The organism is Mucilaginibacter yixingensis (assembly GCF_041080815.1).
In the GTDB taxonomy this organism is placed as follows: domain Bacteria; phylum Bacteroidota; class Bacteroidia; order Sphingobacteriales; family Sphingobacteriaceae; genus Mucilaginibacter; species Mucilaginibacter yixingensis.
This window is the reverse complement of the sequence record NZ_CP160205.1, coordinates 1,025,436-1,045,723: the sequence shown is the minus strand read 5'-3', so window position 1 is coordinate 1,045,723 and position 20,288 is coordinate 1,025,436. Positions and strand designations below refer to the sequence as shown.

The window sequence follows — 20,288 nt, the reverse complement described above, 5'->3', positions numbered from 1 at the left end:
AAAACTCGGTCATGAAATTTGTGTTTGCCGGCTATACCTCAACTCCGCAATTTACCCAGCCACAAGACTGGCTAAAGCGTATTGATATGTATGCCGGACTACTGGAACAACTGGCCCAAACCGATGAGGTGATCAGCATAGAACAAATTGATTTTGAGGGCGATTTACAACACAGCGGTGTACAATATCTTTTCAGGCGATTTACCAAAAGTCAGCTGCTGTTTCCCGGCAAATTGCACCGGTTGATTAAGGCGCAGAAACCGGATGTGGTGGTTATACATGGTCTGCATTTTCCATTACAGGTTATTCAGTTGCGGCATGCACTTGGGTCATCGGTAAAAATTATTCTGCAAAATCATGCAGAGTTGCCTTTTAACAAATTACAGAAACCTTTGCAACGACTGGCAGGTGCTTATGTTGATGCTTGCCTGTTTGCCTCAAAAGAGATGGGATTGGATTGGGTGCGACGCGGTAATTTGCCCGATGCCAGTAAGATTTATGAGGTAATGGAGGTATCGTCGATATTTTATCCGACAGACCAAACGGAAGCCCGGGTCAGAACAAACGTCAGCGGCAGCCCCGTTTTTTTGTGGGTTGGGCACTTAAATGCTAATAAAGATCCGCTTACCGTGGTGCAAGGGTTTCTTCAGTTTGCATCTACACATCCTGAGGCCAGGCTGTACATGATCTACCGGAATGATGATCTGTTACCCGAAGTTCAAAACCTGGTAAAAAATCATCCATCGGGTAAAAACATTATCCTGGTAGGAGCCATCCCTCATGATGATTTGCTTTACTGGTTCAACAGTGCAGATTTTATTGTTTCCGGCTCTCATTATGAGGGTGGCGGCACGGCGCTTTGCGAAGGGATATCATGCGGATGCATCCCGGTGGTTACCAACATTCAATCGTTCCGAATGATGACCGATAACGGGCAGCGGGGCATCTTATTTGACCCGGGCAATGTAGACTCGCTCTGCAAAGCGTTGCAGCTTACTACCGTTATTAACCCGTTTACCATGCGCCAGGCGGTGCTTGAATACTATACCGCTACACTTTCATTTAGTGCTATTGCTTCCAGACTACGGGCTATTGCAGGTTCTTTATAATCAAACAATTGCAATATGGCGCGGGCAGTATCATGCATTGTGTATGGCGCCAGGCGGGTATAATGGTGCTGATAATGCTCGTCCAATAGTTCATTGACTTTTTCGGCCATGTGGAAAGAGGTGTCAACAATGTGCCAGTTATCTACCGGCTTGTGGAAAGGCCGCACAAACGACACAACCTGCGCGCCCGCATACAAGGCCTCCAGCATAACCATACCCAAGCCTTCGTAACTGGATGGATGCACCAGCACCCGGGCCTGCTGCATCAGCTTCAATACTTCACTGTAGGGCAGCTGACCGGTAAAAATGATATTGTTATCGAGATGAAGCTGCTGTACCTTTTCCTCCAGCGATTTTCGCAGGGGCCCATCTCCGCAAATTACGGCCCTGATGTAAGGCCGATGCCTGCGCAACCGGGCTACTATCTCTAAGAAAACATGTTGCCGTTTCAACGGAATCAGCGAGCCTACGCTGAGCAGATCTATATCGCGTTCCTGTTCGTCGTTGCCAAACAGCTCTGGTTCCAGGCCGCCTGCAATTACATTGGCTGGGTAGAGCCCATAATTTTTCACCATGTTTTCGGCAATGGCATCACTCAGGGCCACCAGGTTGCCTACCGTTATGCGCGATAGCTTTACGTAACGGTTATGCTCGCGGGCATCTTGTCCGCAAATCCAGCAGAAATGTTTGTAATGATTCCGCGCCGCAAACCGCTGACCGATCATGGCACACTCGCCCAACCAAAAACTGTAGAGCCCTATAATGTTATGCTCTTCCCGCAGCTTCTTTAGCAAACTAAAGGCCTTCATCCACGTGCGTAACCGCCTGATTTTACCACGATTTTTTCCGTTGAGCGGATAAACGGTAATCCCATTCCACGTATAGGCTACTTTTTTATATGGATAATGAAGCGTAACTACAACAATATGCAGATCCGGGTAATTGTCTTTCACGTGCTTTACCAGTTGTTGCTGCAGGGGCAAGCAAGAGGTATCGGTCTCGTCTTTAGCAAAGCCGGGGCTCAGAAAAATCAATGTTTGTTGCTCAGTCCGCATCCAATAAAATTGTTTGGTTACAAAATGTAAGGCTCTTATGGTTGTGGGTAATGAAAAACAATAGCTTATTGTGCAGCAACTGTTGCAACTGCTCAAGGATGGCATGCTCAGCCGCCTCGTCCATCTCACTGAAGGGCTCATCGAGTATCAGCAAGTCAAAATCATGGTAAAGGGCACGGGCCAGCATCAGCCGCTGGCGCTGGCCGCCACTTATGTTTTTACCATTTTCGCGCAGCTGCTTATCAAGGCCATCGGCGTCTGCCAGTAGCAGTCTATCCAGCCCAGAAATACGCAGCGCATCGGTTAATCGTTTTTCATCGGTATCTGTATTATTTAACGTGATGTTAGCACGGATGGTATCATTAATAAAAAATCCCTGCTGCTTTACATAAGCAACGCGCTGCCAGTAGCCTTTGCGCGCCAGCACATCAACAGGCTGATTGTTGATGTGAATTTCGCCTTCATCCTCCGGTAAAAAGCCTAACAACAAGTTAATGAGCGTAGTTTTACCCCGGCCGGATACCCCCGAGATGCCTACCATGCAACCCTGCCTTGCCGTAAAACTAAACTTGCTCAGCACCGGTTTGCCGTTATACCTAAAACTAATATCCTTAAATGCAACAGATTTGATTGGCGCTATATTAACACCATTTTTTTGTGCGGATGAATGAGTAACAGGCAGCAAACCATCCAATGTAAAACTGTAGGTTTTAATCTGGCCTGCGCTATTTAATATCTTAACTATACCCGGGATGATCTTGTAAGCAGCAGCCATAAAAATACCGATAGACAGCAGGTCTATACCGCTGCCATGGGTAACACGATTTAAAACGACGAGTACACAAAAACCAGCCAAAGCAAACAGTTCTATTAAACGCGATGACAAACCCTGCAAAGTTTGCTGCACGGCTATACCCTGATTTAACGCCTGTTGACTTTGCTGAAATCGGTCGACAAAAAAATCAGTCTTGCCAAAAACGTTACTCTCAATGTAGCCGGCCAAAGCTTCTTGCAGATACTGGATAGATTTTACACCGCTGGCTTTTATTTGCGTGCGCACCTTGCTTAACCTGCATTTAATATATCGGCCCAACAACACCACCGGCGGCATAAGCACCAAAAACAAAACCATAAACAGCGCCGGATGATACAGCAGCATAGCGCAAACAGTAAAAAAAATGAGAATGCCCTGGGCAATGATAGTCTGCAGGTTAGTGAGCACGTACTGACCAAACTCGATGGGCATCTGGCTGATTTGCCGCACACGCACCGATGAATCTGTATGCACATAATCCAGGTAGCTGCCATGCAGGTATTGCAACAGGTTACGTTGCGACAACCTCGAAGCTACGCCAGACACAAACTTGTGTTGTATACGCATTAACCCAACAGCAGCTATATTTTTCATAGCGTATAGCAATAAAAAGATTCCTGTTATCAGCAAAGGGTCATACCCTGCCAGCAATTTTGCAACCCTGTTCCCCACCACACCAGTACCTGTATGGGTGTAGCTATTGATCAGCAGCACCAAAGCAGCCAGAAACAATACATCTACCAGGCTGGTCAGCATATCGGCCAGAGCCAGCAGCAACATGCGGCTTCTTTCATGTGCCGATAAAATGGCGGATAGCTTAGAGAAAAACTGTTTCAAGACCGGGTGTTTATGAGTGCACGGTATCAGTACTACGATGGGTTATGCTGATACGTTGCCCGGGGGGGGAAGGAAATGAGCTTTATTAAAGGCAATAATACCAAATTGTCATTGCGAGGAACGAAGCGATCTCGTCATATAAAAAGCGGATTTGCAACTCCGACAATCCTGCGACGAGATTGCTTCGTTCTTCGCTATGACATAATTTATATTTAAATGAGCTTGGTAAATTTATTCCTCCTCTTCATCCTCATCCCCCACTTCCATGTACATCTCTGCGCCGATAAATTCCAGCAGGTCGGTATTCAGTTGATCTTTTGAGGTAAACCACAGGCCGTGCGGCTCGTCTTCATAAATCAGAAACTGGTTATCGGTAATCATCTCAGCAGCTTGCTGACCTGTGGCCTCCATTGGCACTACCTTATCGGCATCACCATGAATAATAAGGGTTGGTACGTCAACATATTGCATTTCATCTCTGAAATCGGTACCGGTAAAACTGTAAACACAATCTATGGTAGCTTTAAGGGATGCCTGCATGGCGCTCATAAAGCTCCAATCTAAAACACCCTGGCTTACCGGGTGATGCATCAGGCTAACGCCGAAAAACTGCTTGCCAAAATCCTGCATAAAACCAGCATGATCGTTCCACAAGCCAGCCAGTATCTGCTCTACCATTTCGGGCTCAACACCGTCAGGATTATCGTCTGTTTGCAGCATATATGGGGCAATCGAGCTCACCAACACTAATTTTGTCACACGCTCGCCACCATATTTACTAAAATAACGCACGGCCTCGCCGCCGGCCATACTAAAGGCCACCAGCACTACGTCCTGCAGATCCAGGCCGTCAAGCACGGCTTTCAGATCGTCTGCCAGTGTATCGTAATCATAACCATCAAACGGCTTATCACTCTGACCAAAACCTCTGCGGTCATACGCAATGCAGCGCAGTCCATACTTAGGCAACTCTGCCAGTTGGTATTGCCACATATTGCTGTTAAGCGGCCAGCCATGCAGCAAAACCACCGGGCGACCGGCGCCATAGTCCTGGTAATACAGATTAAGCTCTGTTCCGTTTTCTCGTTGTGCTTTAATAAATGCCATGTTTTTTGTGTTAGTGTTTACTAAAAAAGCTATTTATTCCTGTTTTGTTTCGGATGGTTTTAAGCATTTGTGGAGAACGTTCGGGCCAATAAAAAAGGCCACCCTGATTGGGTGGCCTTGATAAGATTATATCAAATCAGACGGTTATTAAGCTTCCTCAAGCGCTAATACATCTGCATGTTTATCGTCTTTCTTTTTAAAGAAATAATCTTTAATGTGTACCCTGATGATGTACATACATGGCACCAGAATCAGTGTAATAACGGTGGCAAAGCCCAGACCGAAGATCATGGTCCATGACAATGGCCCCCAGAACGCTACGTTATCACCACCAAAGAAAATATGTGGCTGGAACGAGGTAAACAGACCGGCAAAGTCAATATTGAAACCTACCGCCAGCGGGATCAGACCCAGAATGGCGGCTGTGGCTGTTAACAATACGGGCGTCATACGGGTACGGGCAGCTTCTACCACGGCATCGTGCAGGTTAGCGCCTTGTGCCAGCAACATATCTGTAAACTCTACCAGCAAGATACCGTTACGTACCACCACACCCGCAAGCGCAATGATACCCACACCCGTCATTACGATTGAGATGGTCATACCAAAGATGCTCAGTCCCAGGAATACACCAATGATACTGAAGAAGATCTCGCTCAGGATGATAAAGGTTTTACCAATGGAGTTAAATTGTGCCATCAAGATGATTAATATCAAACCGAATGATATCAGCAAAGCCGTACCCAGGAAGGTTGATGCTTCCTGCTGATCTTCCTGACCACCACCCATACGCACGCTCACACCATCAGGCAGGCGGAAACCGCTCAGCGCTTTTTTGATGTTGTTGTTCACCTCATCAGGCGTGTATGGTTTAATTGCGTTTGAGTTAAGTGTTATTACCCTGCGCTGTTGCTTGTGCTTAATGTTAGCATAAGTATTAGCATAGCGCACATCGGTAAAGGCCGAGATAGGCACCTGCCGGATCTGACCGCCGGTAGCAATATCTCTGAAAGTGATCTTCAGGTTTTTAATAGCGTCTATATCATCACGCTGGGCTTTCTGCGCACGCACCACAATCTCGTATTTATCCTCTTTGGTGTTACGGAAGTCAGCAGCTTTTAATCCAAACACGGTGGTAACCAATGCCTGGTTGATCTGGTTACTGCTAATCCCTTCGCGGTTGGCGCGCTCGCGGTCGATGTTAAAGATGAGCTGAGGCTTATCTGCCTGCACATCGGGCGTTAGGCCTTCAATACCGGCAATGTTCTGCTGATCGATATATTTTTTCAGGCGCTCGCCGGTATGTACCAGCGTATCCAGGTTATCGCCAATAATTTCAATACTGATATCTTTCTGTGTCGGCGGACCGGCATTCTCCTGGTTAACCGCTATAGTAGCGCCCGGGATACCAACTACAGCTTTGCGGATTCGCTCCAGAATAAGCTTGGTATCTTTACCATGGCGTTTGGAGAACTCCACAAAAGCAACAGTAACTTTAGAGCGGTGTGTATACTGCCCCTGATCTTCATCTTGCGGATCAGTAACACTTTTTTCTACGTTTGAGATTACCGATGTAACGATGTCCTTATCTGGCTCAACAACATCGGCTACACGTTTTTCGAGGCTTTTGGTCACCTCGTTGGTAAAAGACTGGTCTGTACCGATAGGCAGGGTAAGATATACGTACACAAAGTTAGGGTCGCCCGAAGGGAAGAAGTTCACTTTTGGCGCACGCACAACGGTAAAAGCAATGGTGAAGAAAAACAGTACGATAATACCCACCAGCACAGTAACCGGACGTTTCACCGCTTTTTCTAGCCACTTAGCATACCAGGTTTGGAAACGCGGCCATGCATTTTTTTGGAAACGATCTATCACCTTAAGCAACCAGAAATGGTTAATCAGATAAAGCGCAGCTGCAAACACCACGAAGTTACCCACGCCACGGTTCATCATATAACCTAAAACGGCTACTACAGCAAGGCCAATCAGCGTACGTTTTACCTTACGGTCAAACTTAGGATGATCGTGCTCGCCATCATGATGTGGCTTCATAAAATCAACCGCAAAAACCGGGTTGATGATATAAGCAACCAGCAACGATGCCAGCAGCGTGATGATTAACGTAATAGGCAGGAAGAACATGAAGTGGCCGATCAAACTGTTCCAGAACGCCAGTGGCACAAACGGCGCCAGGGTGGTCATTGTGCCAGAAAGTACCGGCAAGAACACCTCCCCTGCGGCCATTTTTGCCGCCTGTTTAATAGGTACCGCTCCATTGTTAAATATACGGTGCGTATTTTCTATCACCACAATGGCATCATCCACCACAATACCCAGGGCCAGCAAGAACGAGAACAATACAATCATGTTCATGGTAAACCCGATGGCCGGCATCACCAGGAAGGCGATAAAGCATGATAACGGTACCGATAGTGCCACAAAGATGGCATTGGTGCTACCCATAAAGAACATCAGGATAACGGTTACCAGCACGAAACCGATAACGATGGTGTTGATCAAGTCATTCAGGGTAGAACGGGTTTTATCGCTCTGATCGCCGGTTACGGTAATGTTCAACCCTTTGGGGAAAACAGTTTTCTGTTTTTCCTTAATCAAGGCGTTGATCTTGTCCGACGTTTCAATCAGGTTTTCGCCCGTGCGCTTGCTTACATTGAGGGTGATTACGCTTTTAAAATCGGCAGTCTCGGGCGTTTTTAAACGTGCATAGCTGTCGGCATCTGCAAAGCCATCTTTAACCTCGGCAATGTCGCGCAAGTAAACAGCTTTACCTGTAGGGTTACGGATAATCATAGCCGCAACTTCATCAGCACTCTTAAAATCCTGACGGATATCAATGGTGCGCTGTACACTGCCAGAGGTAATGGTACCTGCCGAAGAGATAATATTTTCGGATCCTACAGCGCCAATAATATCATTGTAACTAATCTGCGCAGCAGACATCTTATTCATGTCCACATTGATCTGGATCTGCGATGTAAGCGCGCCAATTTCCTCAACCTTAGATATTTCCTTAAAGCTTTCAATATCATCCTTCAGGTTGTCGGCATACTCTTTCAGCTTTTTCAGATCATAATTGCCTGATATATTGATGTAAAGAATAGGCAGATCGGCCACGTTAATATCAGTGATCTGTGATTCCTTCAGGTTGTTATCGCCCTGCGGCAAATCCTGTTGTGCTTTATCTACGGCTTCTTTTACATCCTGTTTGGCGTTGCGAATGTCTACATCCGCATTAAACTCACAGGTGATCATAGAAATGTTTGGCATCGAGTTAGAGGTTACCTTCTTTAATCCTTTTAACGATTTCAGTTGTTTCTCTAACTGGCGGGTAACCAGGATCTCGATATTTTGCGGCGACTGGCCAGCATACGGTGTACTTACAAACACCTTAGACTGGGCAATATCCGGAAAGTTCTCTTTCGGCAGCCGGAAATAGCTGATCAAGCCCATCAGGGTAATCATGGCTATCAATACATATACGGCCGTTTTATTATCTATCGCCCAACTTGAGGGCTTAAATTCTTTTTCAACATCTTTCATGTTGGTACAGTTTAAGGGTTGATTTAATTAACGGCTTGAATAACTTTTATTTTGTCGCCATCCTCTACCTCACTGGCGCCCATGGTAATCAGCTGCTCGCCGCCATTTAAACCGGTTTTAACTTCGGTCAAACCGCCATAAGTAGCGCCCAGTGTTACAGCAACGCGTTTCGCAGTGGCGTTTTGATCAACAAAAACAAAGCTACCATTCTCAGAACGCTGGATAGCGTTAACCGGAATAGCGATGGCTTTTGGAGCGTTGTAATCGGCAATTTTTAATACCGCAGTCATGTTAGGACGCAGGGTTTTGCGGCCCGGTAGTTTTACCTCGATAGCAAAGCTGCGCGATGCAGGGTCGATCACTTTAGCAGCAAAGGTTACGGTTGCCATAACAGAATCGGCAGCATCCGGAACCAGCACTTTTACTTTATCGCCTGCGTTAATGCGGCCTGAATATGACTCCGGTACGTTAGCTTTCACTTTCAAGTTATCAGCATTTACAATGCGGATGCCGGTTTGGCCTGGTTGTGCCACTTGACCCAGTTTAAGATCCATCTGATCTACTGTACCGTTGATAGGCGATTTGATGGTGTACATAGCGGCTTGCTCTTTAGCAGCGGCCAATTGTTTCTGACCGGCCTCATAATTGCTTTTGGCCTGTAGGTATTGTACCTCGGTGCCAATTTTTTGATCCCACAGTGCTTTTTGACGCTGATAAACGGTTGCTGCCAGGCTCAACTGCGCTTCGCCCTGGGCAATTTGTTGTCTCAATACGCTATTGTCTAATTGAGCCAGTACCTGGCCGCGGCCCACATGCTGACCAACCTTTACGTTGATGGCAGTAATAGTACCGGCAGCCTGTGGATAAGCGGTTACGTTATCCTGGGCATCAATGCTACCCTGTATTTGCACGTAGTTTGTGAACGACTGGGATTTAACTGCCAGTGTGCTTACATCTGTCACTTTTGATGAATCGCCGGCACCTATCTGTGCTTGTAGTTTGGCAATCTTCTCGTTCAGTTCTGTTTGTTGTTTTTTAAGTTTCTCCAGTTCGGCCTTGGCCTGCTCTTTATTGTTAGCAGCCGGCTTGGGACCGCAAGCGGCCAGCAGAAGTAATGGTGCTATGTATAATATCTTTTTCATGTTAATGTGTTTGTGTGATGTTGATGATTGCGGGTTATTTGATGCGGCCATAAGCCTGATCGAGGTTTACTTTATTGATCAGCGCATCATACAGCGCCTGGATATACTGATTGTCTGAGCTTTCTAACTCGGTTTGCGCCTGCGTAACCTCAATACTTGAACCTACCCCCTGCTGATACTTGATTTTTGATACACGCAGCACTTCATTAGCCAACTCCTGGTTACGCTTTTGGTTGTTGAGTGATTGCAGACTATTTACAAAACTCACCCTTGCTGATGTTGCTTGTAGCGCAAAAGCGTTGCGAGCGCCTTCTAACGCGTTGTCTGCCTTTTGCACTTCTATCTGCTTCTGTCTTAACTGGTTGATACGTTGACCGCCACTAAAGATGGGGATATTGATATTTAGACCGATATAGCTAAACGGATAATTGTTTTTATAGAGTAGCCTGGTCTGGTTCTCCTGAAAAACGGTAGCCATAGCAGCATTTGCAGTTACGGTTGGTAAAAACTCGGCTTTTTTGGCCAATACATCCAGTTCATTCAAACGTTTGTTGGTTTGCAGCAAGTCATACTCAATACGGTTATGGTAAACTGATGAATCCTGACTTTTGTCGGCCAGACCGGCATCACCCAGGTTCACGTCTACTAATTTATCGGTCAGCATCAGTTCATCGCTGATGGGCATACCCATCTGGAACTTCAGCATGGCATTATAAAGCGTTAGGCCGCGCACGGTATTCTCGCGCGTAGTAATCAGGTTATTATATTGAACCGAAATGCGGTCTACGTCTATTTTCTCTACAAAGCCCTGTTTGTTGCTCTGAGTGGTTTCATTTACCTGCTGTTTTAGCTGGTTAATGTTGGCATCCAGCAAACGAATTTGCTCATTACCCACCAGCACCTGATAGTAAGCTTTGGTTACGGCTATGTTGGCATCAATTCTGGAGCGGGTTAGGCTGCGCAACGACAGTTCTTTAAAAGTTTTAACAGCCTTTAATCCCACCAAAAAGGTACCACTAAACAACAACTGATCTGCCTTGGCCATATAAGTGTTGTTGTACTGTACCGCACCAAAAGGGTATACTACCAGTGGTGCTTTAGGATCAATGGGTTTACCAGTGGTGAAGGCTGCAAAATCAGGACCAACAGTTGCAGGTGCGCGGGTATAATCCTGAAAACTAATAGAACCATTAACCTGAGGCAAGCCTTGGCCGATGGTTTCTTTCACTTTGTAGTCGGCACTTTTTACATCCAGGGTGGCATTCTTTACCGAGTCCTGGTGCTCATAGGCATAGTTAATGCAATCCTGCAGGCTAAAGCTATGCGTGGTAGCGTTAGCCGGCGGCGCTTGCTGCGCCATTGCCTGCACTATGGCCAGGCTCCAGATCAGCGTCATTATTGTTTTTCTCATGTATATATTTTGTTATGTATAGGAAAACTTGTTCAAAATTGCAGGGATGAGATGACAACCCTATGTCAGCAGCAATTACGCTGCCGAATCTTTACTTCTGTATTTTTCTAATAGTTTATAACCTTCCAGCGTACAGATGCCATAGTTAAAATGCTCATGGAACTGTTGCTGCACCCGCCACGGATTAAACTCTGCCATGGGAAATACCGACGGATCAAACCCCATCTCTACTTGTGCCATACGCATGCGGGCCATAATCTTCTCATCCACCTCCGCACGGATATATCCCTGCTCTTTTCCTTTAGTTAGCAGCTCTTCAAAAGTGCTCACCACCACCTCTGTTTTAAAGCGCTGAAATACCTGCCATGCATCGGGATGATATTTCTGCATATCATGTATCACCGCTGGGTTAACGCGAGAGAAGATCTCTTCAGAACACTTCATCATATCCACCATCTGCTCAACCACGTTGGCCGGCTTGTTCATAATGGCGCACATCTCGTCCTGATCTTCCTTCAGTTTTTTCTTAACCAGGGCCACCACCAACTCATTTTTATCAGCAAAAAACTGATAGATGGTTTTCTTGCTGATCCCCAAATGGCGGGCAATGTCGTCCATCGTCACGCTCTTGATGCCGGCTTTAAAAAAAAGCTCCAGGCTACCGTTCAATATTCTTTCTATTTGACCCATTGACTTTCCGAGTCAAAACTATGGAAACATTTTTTGATTTCAAAGTTTCCGTATAAAATTAATATTGGGGTAATGTGGGGAGGGCGGTTGGCTGGGAGAGGTGACACTAAGGCAGTTAGTTATACTACATTAACTGCATAAAGGACACACCCCTGCCCCCTCTCAAGAGGGGAATCGCGCGAGGCCAAGGTCATCCTTGTGCTAGCTTCGGCTGTGTATCGATCTAAAATCCCGTCATAACGATGGTTTGAAACCCATCGTTATGGCTGATAAACCCATGTTACAAACCATCTTACGAACTTTCGGCACAAAACGCTACCTTTGCCAAAAATTTCAAAAAGCTTATGTCAATGCGCTCACCGCTTATGGCCATCTCTCCGGTAGACGGCCGCTACCACAATGCCACTGCAGATCTTTCCGCCTATTTCTCTGAATTTGCGCTGATCAAATACCGTGTGTTTGTGGAGATTGAATACTTCATAGCGCTATATGAGCACCCGCTACCGCAACTGCAAAACTTTGATACCTCGCTGACTGAAAAGTTACAGGCCATCTATCAAAATTTTTCTGAGCAGGACGCGCAGATCATTAAAGACATTGAGAAAACTACCAACCACGATGTTAAAGCGGTTGAGTATTTCATCAAACAAAAGTTTGACGAACTGGGCCTGGCTGAGTACAAAGAGTTTATTCACTTTGGCCTGACATCGCAAGATATTAACAACACCGCCGTTCCGTACAGCTTCAAAGCTGCGCTGGACAACGTGTACTACCCAGCCATTGCCGGCTTGATTAGCAAACTGGAAGAACTGGCCGTGGAATGGAAAAACATCCCGATGCTGGCACACACCCACGGTCAGCCGGCCTCACCTACCCGTTTGGGTAAAGAGATTATGGTGTTTGTAGAGCGCCTGGCCAAACAGGTTGAACTACTGCGCGCAGTACCGCACGCTGCCAAATTTGGCGGTGCCACCGGTAACTTTAACGCGCACCACGTAGCTTACCCAGCTACCGACTGGCAGGCCTTCGGCAACAAATTCCTGGATGAGAAATTAGGACTGAGCCGCTCACAATACACCACGCAGATTGAGCATTACGATAACTTTGCTGCTCAGTGCGACGCCCTGAAACGCATCAACAATATCCTGATTGATTTTGACCGCGACGTGTGGACCTACATCAGCATGAACTATTTTAAACAGCGCATTAAAGCTGGCGAGGTTGGTTCGTCAGCCATGCCGCACAAGGTTAACCCTATTGATTTTGAGAACAGCGAGGGTAACCTGGGCCTGGCTAACGCAGTATTTGAACACCTGGCTGCCAAGCTACCTATCTCTCGCCTGCAACGCGATTTGACTGATAGCACCGTACTCCGTAACATTGGCGTGCCGTTTGCTCATACCATCATCGCTATCAAATCAACCCTGCGCGGTCTAAACAAATTGTTATTGAATGTTGATGCCATCAACGCGCATTTGGAAGCCAACTGGGCAGTAGTTGCAGAGGCAATCCAAACCATCCTGCGTCGCGAAGCTTATCCTAACCCTTACGAGGCCCTGAAAGAACTGACCCGTACCAACACTCGCGTAAACGCAGCCACTATTGCTGAGTTTGTGGAAACGTTGCAAGTAAGCGATGCCGTGAAGGCAGAATTGAAAGCAATTACACCGGGGAATTATACGGGGGTTTAAGCCCCCCGGCCCCCTAAAGGGGGAGTATCGTGCCCCTTGCTTAATAATTTCCGCCATTTATGAGGATTAGGGGCACCGTCATTCACAGGTCAAAACAGAATAGGGTGAATACAGTTATTAAAAAACTGGCTACATTTGTTCTATCCATTAAATTTGTACACAAATGAACATCAACGTATATACCGAATCGACACCTAACCCGGCAACCATGAAATTCATCGTGAATAAGTTGCTGATTAACGGTAGTGTCGACTATGCTACCAAAGAGAGCGCCGAGCACTCACCTTTTGCTAAAGAGCTGTACAAATTCAGCTTTGTAAATGGTGTGTTCTTCGCCAGCAACTTTGTTACGGTTACCAAAACCGAAGGTACCGATTGGGATGACATCGAAGCCATACTGAAAGAGTTTGTAAAAGGTGCCGTTGAAAGCGAGCTGAAGGTTAAAGAAGATATTGATGAAGAAGTAACATTTGAAGGCACCGAAGCTGAGATCAAAATTCAGCAGATTTTGCATGATTATGTGCGTCCTGCTGTTGAGCAAGACGGTGGTGCCATCAGCTATAAATCATTTAACGAAGGTGTGGTAACCGTAGAGCTACGCGGTTCGTGCAGCGGCTGCCCATCATCAACCATCACCCTGAAAGCCGGTATCGAGAACTTGCTGAAACGCATGGTACCAGAGGTACAGGAAGTGGTGAGCGAAGCGATGTAATTGAACGATTGAAAGATCAAAGATTAGTTTGATCAATATAAAAAGAGAAGGCCGGTTAATGATCAACCGGCCTTCTCTTTTTATATTCTCGATTTATATTCTCGATTTATATTCTCGATGTCATTTCGATGAGCACAAGGGGAGGTAAGCGCGTAGGTGCGGAAGAGAAATCTTAGCCCCCATGCCTTTCTTAAGAATATGTCAAACGTCTAAGATTTCTCCCGTTGGTCGAAATGACATGAGGCTAATTAAAATGCTTATTAATCACCCCCAGCATTTCTTCGGTAATCTTGCCGTTGGTAGCTAACAGCTCACGGGTGTTCATTACTTCCTGGCCGCCGCTAAAGTTTACTACATCGCCGCCAGCCTGACGCACAATCACTACACCGGCTGCAATATCCCAGGCGTTGAGGTTATACTCATAAAACGCTTCGAAACGGCCGCAGGCGGTATAAACCAGGTCAACCGCGGCTGAGCCTATACGACGCAGGCCGTGGCAGCCTTGCATCAGTTCGGTAAATAGGTTGATGTATTGCTGCTGTTTGCTAAAATCGTAATATGGGAAACCGGTAGCCAGTAAACTATCGGCTATTTTGGTTGGAGCGCTCACGCGAATCTCTTTGCCGTTCAAATAGGCTGGCGAGCCACTGCAAGCGTAGAAACACTCATCCAGGTTAATTTCATAAACTACACCCAGCACCAGTTCATCGTCTTGCTGCAAACCGATACTTACGGCAAAAGCAGGCACACCATGAATAAAATTGGTGGTACCATCCAGTGGATCAATGATCCAGTTATAATGCTTTCCTACTTTAGTAACTGTTTTTTCTTCGGTAATGAACCCCGCCTCGGGCAACACTTTTTCCAATCCGCGAACGATGATCTGCTCGGCCTGCTTGTCAACGTATGATACCATATCGTTCAAGCCTTTGTACTCTATGTTTGCGGGATCAAATTTCTGACGCTCCTGACGGATAAATGCGCCTGCCTCTTTGGCTATCTCAACTACTTGCGGGAGTATCTGCTGTAGCATGGTGTTTGTTTCTTATAGATAAACTGAATGAAAATACTTTATGTACAAAAAAGCTGGCAAAAAACAGGCTCAGCATAGCCGTAACGCGTGCTACCGGCGGGTAAAAATGAAAATAGCTGATAATGAAATTGAGCAGGTATACGGTTACAAAAAAGCCCAGAAAAGCCACACTTAAAAAGCGGAAAAGTTGTTTAGAAAAACTGGTGCGCGATTCTGTGAACACGATATAACGGGTCATCAAAAAATTGACAATCACCCCCATAAAGAAGGAGATAAAAAGCGACACCGTTGAGTTTCTGAAAGCGTGCCCAAATATCTCATACGTGGGTTGCTCCAGTACATTTCGATATAAAATAAAGTAGGCAATATTATCAACCAAAAACCCCATCCCGGCAGAAAGCACAAAACGGATGATCTCCTCCTGAAACGACTGGCCTTTTTTATGCAGCTCCATGAGTCGTTTTAAATTTTAATGGATTTTTACGGCTATAGATGATGAGCATGGTTCCACCCACTATCAAAAACAACGATATCATTTCGGCTTGGGTAAATGAAAGACCAAATAAATGATACCTAGTGTTCACCCTGATCAATTCTACAAAAAAGCGTTCTACGCCGGCCATTATCATATATATACCGAACATCATACCCGGCGCTTTGATCCTGTCGCGAATGGCCCACAGTATCAGGAAAAGCAGCATGCAGCTAACACACTCATAGAAAGGCGTTGGATAAACCGGCACTTTCAGCGCGTTACAGAAATTGCCTATACAACCCGGGATCAGGTTGCCCTCATCCTCATGAATTACGTTATGCGGATAGTTAAAACTCCACATCCAGTTTGGCAACCAACTTAACCAGTTGGGTTTAGGGTTAAGATTGGCAATACCCCAATCGCCATCGCCCGCCATCTGGCAGCCAATACGGCCAACTGCGTAAGCCAGCATCATGCCTGGTCCGCCAATATCCAGCATCACCAGCGGCCTGATGCCATGCTTGCGGGTAATATATAGAACGGCAGCGCCGCCACAAATCAATCCTCCGTAAAAAGTTAAACCGCTAAAGCTGGTCAGATTTTCAATAGGCGCGGCTATAAATCGATCCCAGTTCTCCAAACAATCAAATATCTTGGCACCAGCCAAACCGGCAATAGCCGCCCAAAGCAAAACAACTCCCAGCAGTTCATGCGGATGTACGGTTACCTCGCGTTGCTCTGGCTTAGGCAATTGTTTCTTTTTAGCTTCATACCAGGCCCAGTAGCCCATGCCGGCAGCGCCCAAAATACCGCCAATAAAATTACCACGGGTTGATAGCAAGAAAGCCTGCGTGTCTTGCACCAGTATCTGGTAGTTAAACACGGCATCAAGCAGTTTATAACCTAAAATAAAACCGAAGATAACATTACCAATTACCTCTGCCATTGAAGGCGCCTGGCCAACGGTAACCGTTTTTTTGAAGGCATGCACCAAACCCAGCTTTTCTTTCCGCTGAAACTCTTTACCAAAAGCCCAATATCCTGCCATAAACGCAATGGCCACAAAAAAGCCAAAAGTTTGAAAAGGCAACGGAATATCTAAACCGGTAAAATATTTAATGAGCGAAGAAAGGGTTGGAAACATTAGGTAAAATTTGCAACGAATATATTAATTAATGGCTCAATATTTCGGCGGCCTCTGTAATCTCTACATCACCATCGTGTGAAATAGCTGTTAAATGCACTGTTTTCAGCTCGTTAACCAACACCGGGTCATACTTCACTTTTACCTTTACATAGTTGCGGGTAAAGCCATGCATAAACCCGTCTTTAATATCGCCCTCAAATAATACCTCATTGCTTCGGCCTAGTTGGGTTTCATAAAAAGCGCGGCGTTTTTTATCGCTCAGAATATGCAGCATCTTGCTACTGTCGGCACGGGTTGAGCCGGGCACAACACCGTCCATCTCGGCCGCTGGCGTGTTTTCACGTTCAGAGTAAGTGAATACGTGCAGGTAAGAGATCTCCAGATCGTTCAGGAAGTTATAGGTATCGACAAAATCCTCGCGGGTCTCGCCAGGGAAACCAACAATTACGTCTACACCAATACAACAATCGGGCATTACCTGCTTGATCTTAGCTACCCTATCAGCATATAATTCACGACGATAGCGGCGACGCATCAGACCCAAAATCTTGTTATTACCTGATTGCAGCGGGATATGAAAATGCGGCACAAAACGTTTTGACTGCGCCACAAAATCAATGATCTCGTCGGTCAGCAGGTTGGGCTCGATAGATGAGATCCGGATACGATCGATACCTTCCACCTCGTCCAGTGCTTTTACCAGATCAACAAACTTATCTTCGCGTTCGCCATTGCGGATGCCGAAATCGCCCAGGTTAACACCTGTAAGCACAATTTCTTTTACACCGCTGGCGGCAATCTCACGCGCCTGTTTAACAGCGTTCTCAATGGTATCGCTGCGGCTGGCACCACGGGCCAGCGGAATGGTACAGAAAGTACAAGAGTAATCGCAACCGTCCTGCACTTTTAAAAACGTACGGGTGCGGTCGCCAATAGAAAAGGCTGAGATGAACTGATTAGCCTCTGTTACCGGCTGATTATAAACCAGCGCTTTTGGCTGCTTGGTCAAGTCGGTAATATGATCAACAATCTGAAATTTCTCTGCCGCGCCCAGCACCATATCCACACCAGGGATTTCTGCAATCTCCGTTGGTTTCAGCTGCGCGTAGCAACCCACAATGGTTACGTAAGCATTAGGCGATACTTTGAGCGCCTCTTTTACCACCTTGCGGCATTTTTTGTCGGCGTTCTCGGTAACAGAGCAGGTGTTAATTACAAATACGTCGGGCGTGTCGGTAAACTCCACCGTATCATAACCGGCCTGCGTAAACAGGCGACCAATAGACGATGTTTCCGAATAATTGAGCTTACAGCCCAGCGTATAAAATGCAACCTTCTTATTCATTCAGCCGGCAAAGATACGGATTTTTGTTGATTAAGTCAGTTGCTTTCAATGGCAGAAAAGGTTAACCTATTGTCATTTAGCAAGTAAAGGCCTGGATGATTTTTTTCATTTTGCGCCATATTTTATACACCTTTATCATTAGATGTCCCTGCTTCGTCATAAAGAAAAGCCCCGTTTTAAAGCGCTTGATGCATTAAGAGGCATTGCCGCTTTAATAGTAGTCTTTACGCATCTTAGTAATGGCTTAAGCGTCCAAACTTATATCCATAAAACGCTTTTTCTTTTAATTTCAGGGCACTCGGCCGTCGTATTTTTCTTTGTACTAAGCGGCTTTGTTTTGGTTTACCAATATGGAGATAATGAAAATTACAGTTACAAAAAATTCCTGATTCAACGCATTTGCAGGATCTATGTGCCCTTTATAGGCGCAATTATTTTAAGTTGGATATTAATGGCATCAAGCCACCCCCATATAAGCACACCGTGGATAAGCTTTGCATGGAATTTCCCCGTTACGTTTTCAGATTTCATACAGCACCTTTTTATGATTGGCGATTATAACACCAATTTATTTGATGGTGCGATCTGGTCTTTGGTGCATGAAATGCGGGTGTCTGTTTTGTTTCCATTGCTTCTACTCCTGCTAAACAAACCAAAACTAAAAGCATTTCTTATTTGCCTGGCATTGTTGTGTATAAGCTGTATTGCCATAACCAATTTATGGTTTACAGGCCGAGGTTATTTAAATGGGTATAGCTATACGCTTTACTATGCTTACATGTTTGTAGCTGGCGGCGCCATTGCTAAATATCGCGCTGACATTAGTGCCTGGTATGGCAAACTATCCTCGCGTAGAATTTTCGGCTACTTAATAACTGCCCTGCTTCTATATAATTATGCAGATCCGGCTTCTACCTGGTTTGCCTATCACCTAAAAGGCACCAGCACCATGAAACAAAACATAGCTATGGTATTGGGCGAAGGTGTTACCACCATGGCATCATGTTATATAATTATTGCGGCCCTGCATCTATCGCAAAACAGCTGGCTTAACGCCCGTGTGCCACAGTTTTTAGGAAAGATATCCTATAGTTTGTACCTGGTGCACATACCGGTAATAGGCTTTTTATATTGCACTTTGATTAATCGCTTATCTCTTGGAATAATTCTTTGCCTTGGCTTTTTGAGCAGCTTATTAATCGCATGGTTATTTAACAAATATGTAGAGCGTCCGTCGGCATCATTTGCCAAACGGTTCAAAAAAAACCAACCGAAGAATAGTCCGCTCGGCGCCGCCCGGCAACAACCGGACCGTCCGCTATAACGCCAAAAAAACTAACTTTGGCGCCACTATGAAAAAACAGGTCCTATTTGTAATGGCGCTGCTGCTCTCTATTGGCGCCGTTGCGCAACAACCCCTAACATTTAAAAAGAAAGGCTATACGCTGATTGTAGCCAATAACGATCCCAAAGTTGACCTGAAACAGCAGGTACGATTGATTACCACCTTCTTCCAGACCTATCCCAAACTGGCTAAAGCATATAACAAAAACACTGCTGATACTGTGTATCTGATGCTGGACACCGCTTACACAGGCGTTGCTGCCACCGGCCATGCACGGGTACGCCTTAACGCTAACTGGATAATTGCGCATCCCGAAGATATTGACGTGATAACCCACGAGGTAATGCACATTGTACAAAACTACGGCCGTAGCGTTGGCCCGGGCTGGTTAACCGAAGGCATTGCAGATTATGCGCGCTACCAATTCGGCGTAAACAACCAGGCCGCCAAATGGGTGCTGCCCGAATTTAAAACCAGCCAAAACTATTCAAACGGCTACCGCGTAACCGCCCGTTTTTTGGCCTGGATTGAAAAGCATGTAAAGAAAGGCACCGTTAAAGCGCTGGACGAGCAGTTGCGGAATCATAGCTATACTGCAGGCTCATGGGAGGCCATTACCGGTAAAACACTGGATGAGTTATGGAAAGCGTATGCCGCTGATCCGGCAGTATAATATGTCTCATGTGCTTGCAGATGCTTGGCTTCAGCCTACAGGCGTTTTGAAGAGCTAAAATCCCCTCTTGAGAGGGGCGCGTTGGAAAGTGCAGCTGTAGGGGTGTGTCATTTTGCTGGTATAAAGGACACACCCCTC

At 45.9% G+C, this 20,288-nt stretch carries 16 protein-coding genes; 5 read left to right on the top strand and 11 right to left on the bottom strand.

What is annotated here, in order from left to right; all coding sequences use genetic code 11:
- Positions 1-11: 11 nt before the first annotated feature.
- Positions 12-1,109 carry a glycosyltransferase family 4 protein gene (locus ABZR88_RS04365; RefSeq protein WP_107830050.1) on the top strand — a complete coding sequence of 366 codons (1,098 nt, stop codon included), beginning with the start codon at positions 12-14 and terminating at the stop codon, positions 1,107-1,109.
- On the opposite strand, the gene ABZR88_RS04360 is transcribed toward ABZR88_RS04365, so the two are convergent.
- The 7 genes from ABZR88_RS04360 to ABZR88_RS04330 form a co-directional block, all read right to left on the bottom strand.
- Entirely contained in the window at positions 1,043-2,164 is a 1,122-nt protein-coding gene (locus ABZR88_RS04360; RefSeq protein WP_170113648.1) for a glycosyltransferase, read from the bottom strand. The two genes, ABZR88_RS04365 and ABZR88_RS04360, sit on opposite strands and share 67 nt — an antisense overlap.
- A complete protein-coding gene (locus ABZR88_RS04355) occupies positions 2,154-3,815 on the bottom strand; it encodes an ABC transporter ATP-binding protein (protein WP_146166581.1) in 1,662 nt (553 codons plus the stop codon). Before ABZR88_RS04355 ends, ABZR88_RS04360 begins: the two co-directional genes overlap by 11 nt.
- 231 nt (positions 3,816-4,046) lie before the next feature.
- Entirely contained in the window at positions 4,047-4,922 is an 876-nt protein-coding gene (locus ABZR88_RS04350; RefSeq protein WP_107830044.1) for an alpha/beta fold hydrolase, read from the bottom strand.
- A gap of 147 nt (positions 4,923-5,069) precedes the next feature.
- On the bottom strand, positions 5,070-8,486 hold the full coding sequence (locus ABZR88_RS04345; protein ID WP_107830042.1) for an efflux RND transporter permease subunit: 3,417 nt from the start codon (positions 8,484-8,486) through the stop codon (positions 5,070-5,072).
- 23 nt (positions 8,487-8,509) lie between these two features.
- Complete coding sequence (locus ABZR88_RS04340; RefSeq protein WP_107830207.1) at positions 8,510-9,628, bottom strand: efflux RND transporter periplasmic adaptor subunit; 1,119 nt, start codon at positions 9,626-9,628, stop codon at positions 8,510-8,512.
- Positions 9,629-9,662: 34 nt separating this feature from the next.
- Positions 9,663-11,039, bottom strand: coding sequence for a TolC family protein (locus ABZR88_RS04335; RefSeq protein WP_107830040.1), 1,377 nt, complete (start codon positions 11,037-11,039; stop codon positions 9,663-9,665).
- A 75-nt stretch (positions 11,040-11,114) separates the two neighbouring features.
- Complete coding sequence (locus ABZR88_RS04330) at positions 11,115-11,729, bottom strand: TetR/AcrR family transcriptional regulator (protein WP_107830037.1); 615 nt, start codon at positions 11,727-11,729, stop codon at positions 11,115-11,117.
- Between the two features lie 344 nt (positions 11,730-12,073).
- Between ABZR88_RS04330 and purB the strand changes: the two genes are divergently transcribed.
- Both purB and ABZR88_RS04320 read left to right on the top strand, forming a co-directional pair.
- A complete protein-coding gene (purB, locus tag ABZR88_RS04325; RefSeq protein ID WP_107830035.1) occupies positions 12,074-13,420 on the top strand; it encodes an adenylosuccinate lyase in 1,347 nt (448 codons plus the stop codon).
- A gap of 163 nt (positions 13,421-13,583) precedes the next feature.
- On the top strand, positions 13,584-14,132 hold the full coding sequence (locus ABZR88_RS04320; protein ID WP_107830033.1) for a NifU family protein: 549 nt from the start codon (positions 13,584-13,586) through the stop codon (positions 14,130-14,132).
- Positions 14,133-14,376: 244 nt separating this feature from the next.
- Here ABZR88_RS04320 and ABZR88_RS04315 read toward each other — a convergent pair whose 3' ends face one another.
- From ABZR88_RS04315 to mtaB, 4 genes are read right to left on the bottom strand one after another with little or no spacing between them, the layout of a single operon-like run.
- Entirely contained in the window at positions 14,377-15,165 is a 789-nt protein-coding gene (locus ABZR88_RS04315; protein WP_107830031.1) for an inositol monophosphatase family protein, read from the bottom strand.
- Positions 15,134-15,619 (bottom strand): GtrA family protein, encoded by a 486-nt coding sequence (locus ABZR88_RS04310; RefSeq protein WP_107830029.1) that lies wholly within the window; start codon positions 15,617-15,619, stop codon positions 15,134-15,136. The genes ABZR88_RS04315 and ABZR88_RS04310 overlap by 32 nt, the downstream gene beginning before the upstream one ends.
- Positions 15,606-16,784: a prolipoprotein diacylglyceryl transferase gene (locus ABZR88_RS04305; RefSeq protein ID WP_107830027.1), complete on the bottom strand. Its 1,179-nt coding sequence runs from the start codon at positions 16,782-16,784 to the stop codon at positions 15,606-15,608. Before ABZR88_RS04305 ends, ABZR88_RS04310 begins: the two co-directional genes overlap by 14 nt.
- A 28-nt stretch (positions 16,785-16,812) precedes the next feature.
- On the bottom strand, positions 16,813-18,132 hold the full coding sequence (mtaB, locus tag ABZR88_RS04300; RefSeq protein WP_107830025.1) for a tRNA (N(6)-L-threonylcarbamoyladenosine(37)-C(2))-methylthiotransferase MtaB: 1,320 nt from the start codon (positions 18,130-18,132) through the stop codon (positions 16,813-16,815).
- 142 nt (positions 18,133-18,274) lie between these two features.
- Here mtaB and ABZR88_RS04295 point away from each other — a divergent pair, with 142 nt between their 5' ends.
- The gene (locus ABZR88_RS04295; RefSeq protein ID WP_107830023.1) at positions 18,275-19,456 is read left to right on the top strand and encodes an acyltransferase; all 1,182 of its coding nucleotides are present in this window, start codon (positions 18,275-18,277) and stop codon (positions 19,454-19,456) included.
- A gap of 28 nt (positions 19,457-19,484) precedes the next feature.
- Positions 19,485-20,150 (top strand): basic secretory protein-like protein, encoded by a 666-nt coding sequence (locus ABZR88_RS04290; RefSeq protein ID WP_107830021.1) that lies wholly within the window; start codon positions 19,485-19,487, stop codon positions 20,148-20,150.
- The last annotated feature ends 138 nt before the right edge of the window (positions 20,151-20,288 follow it).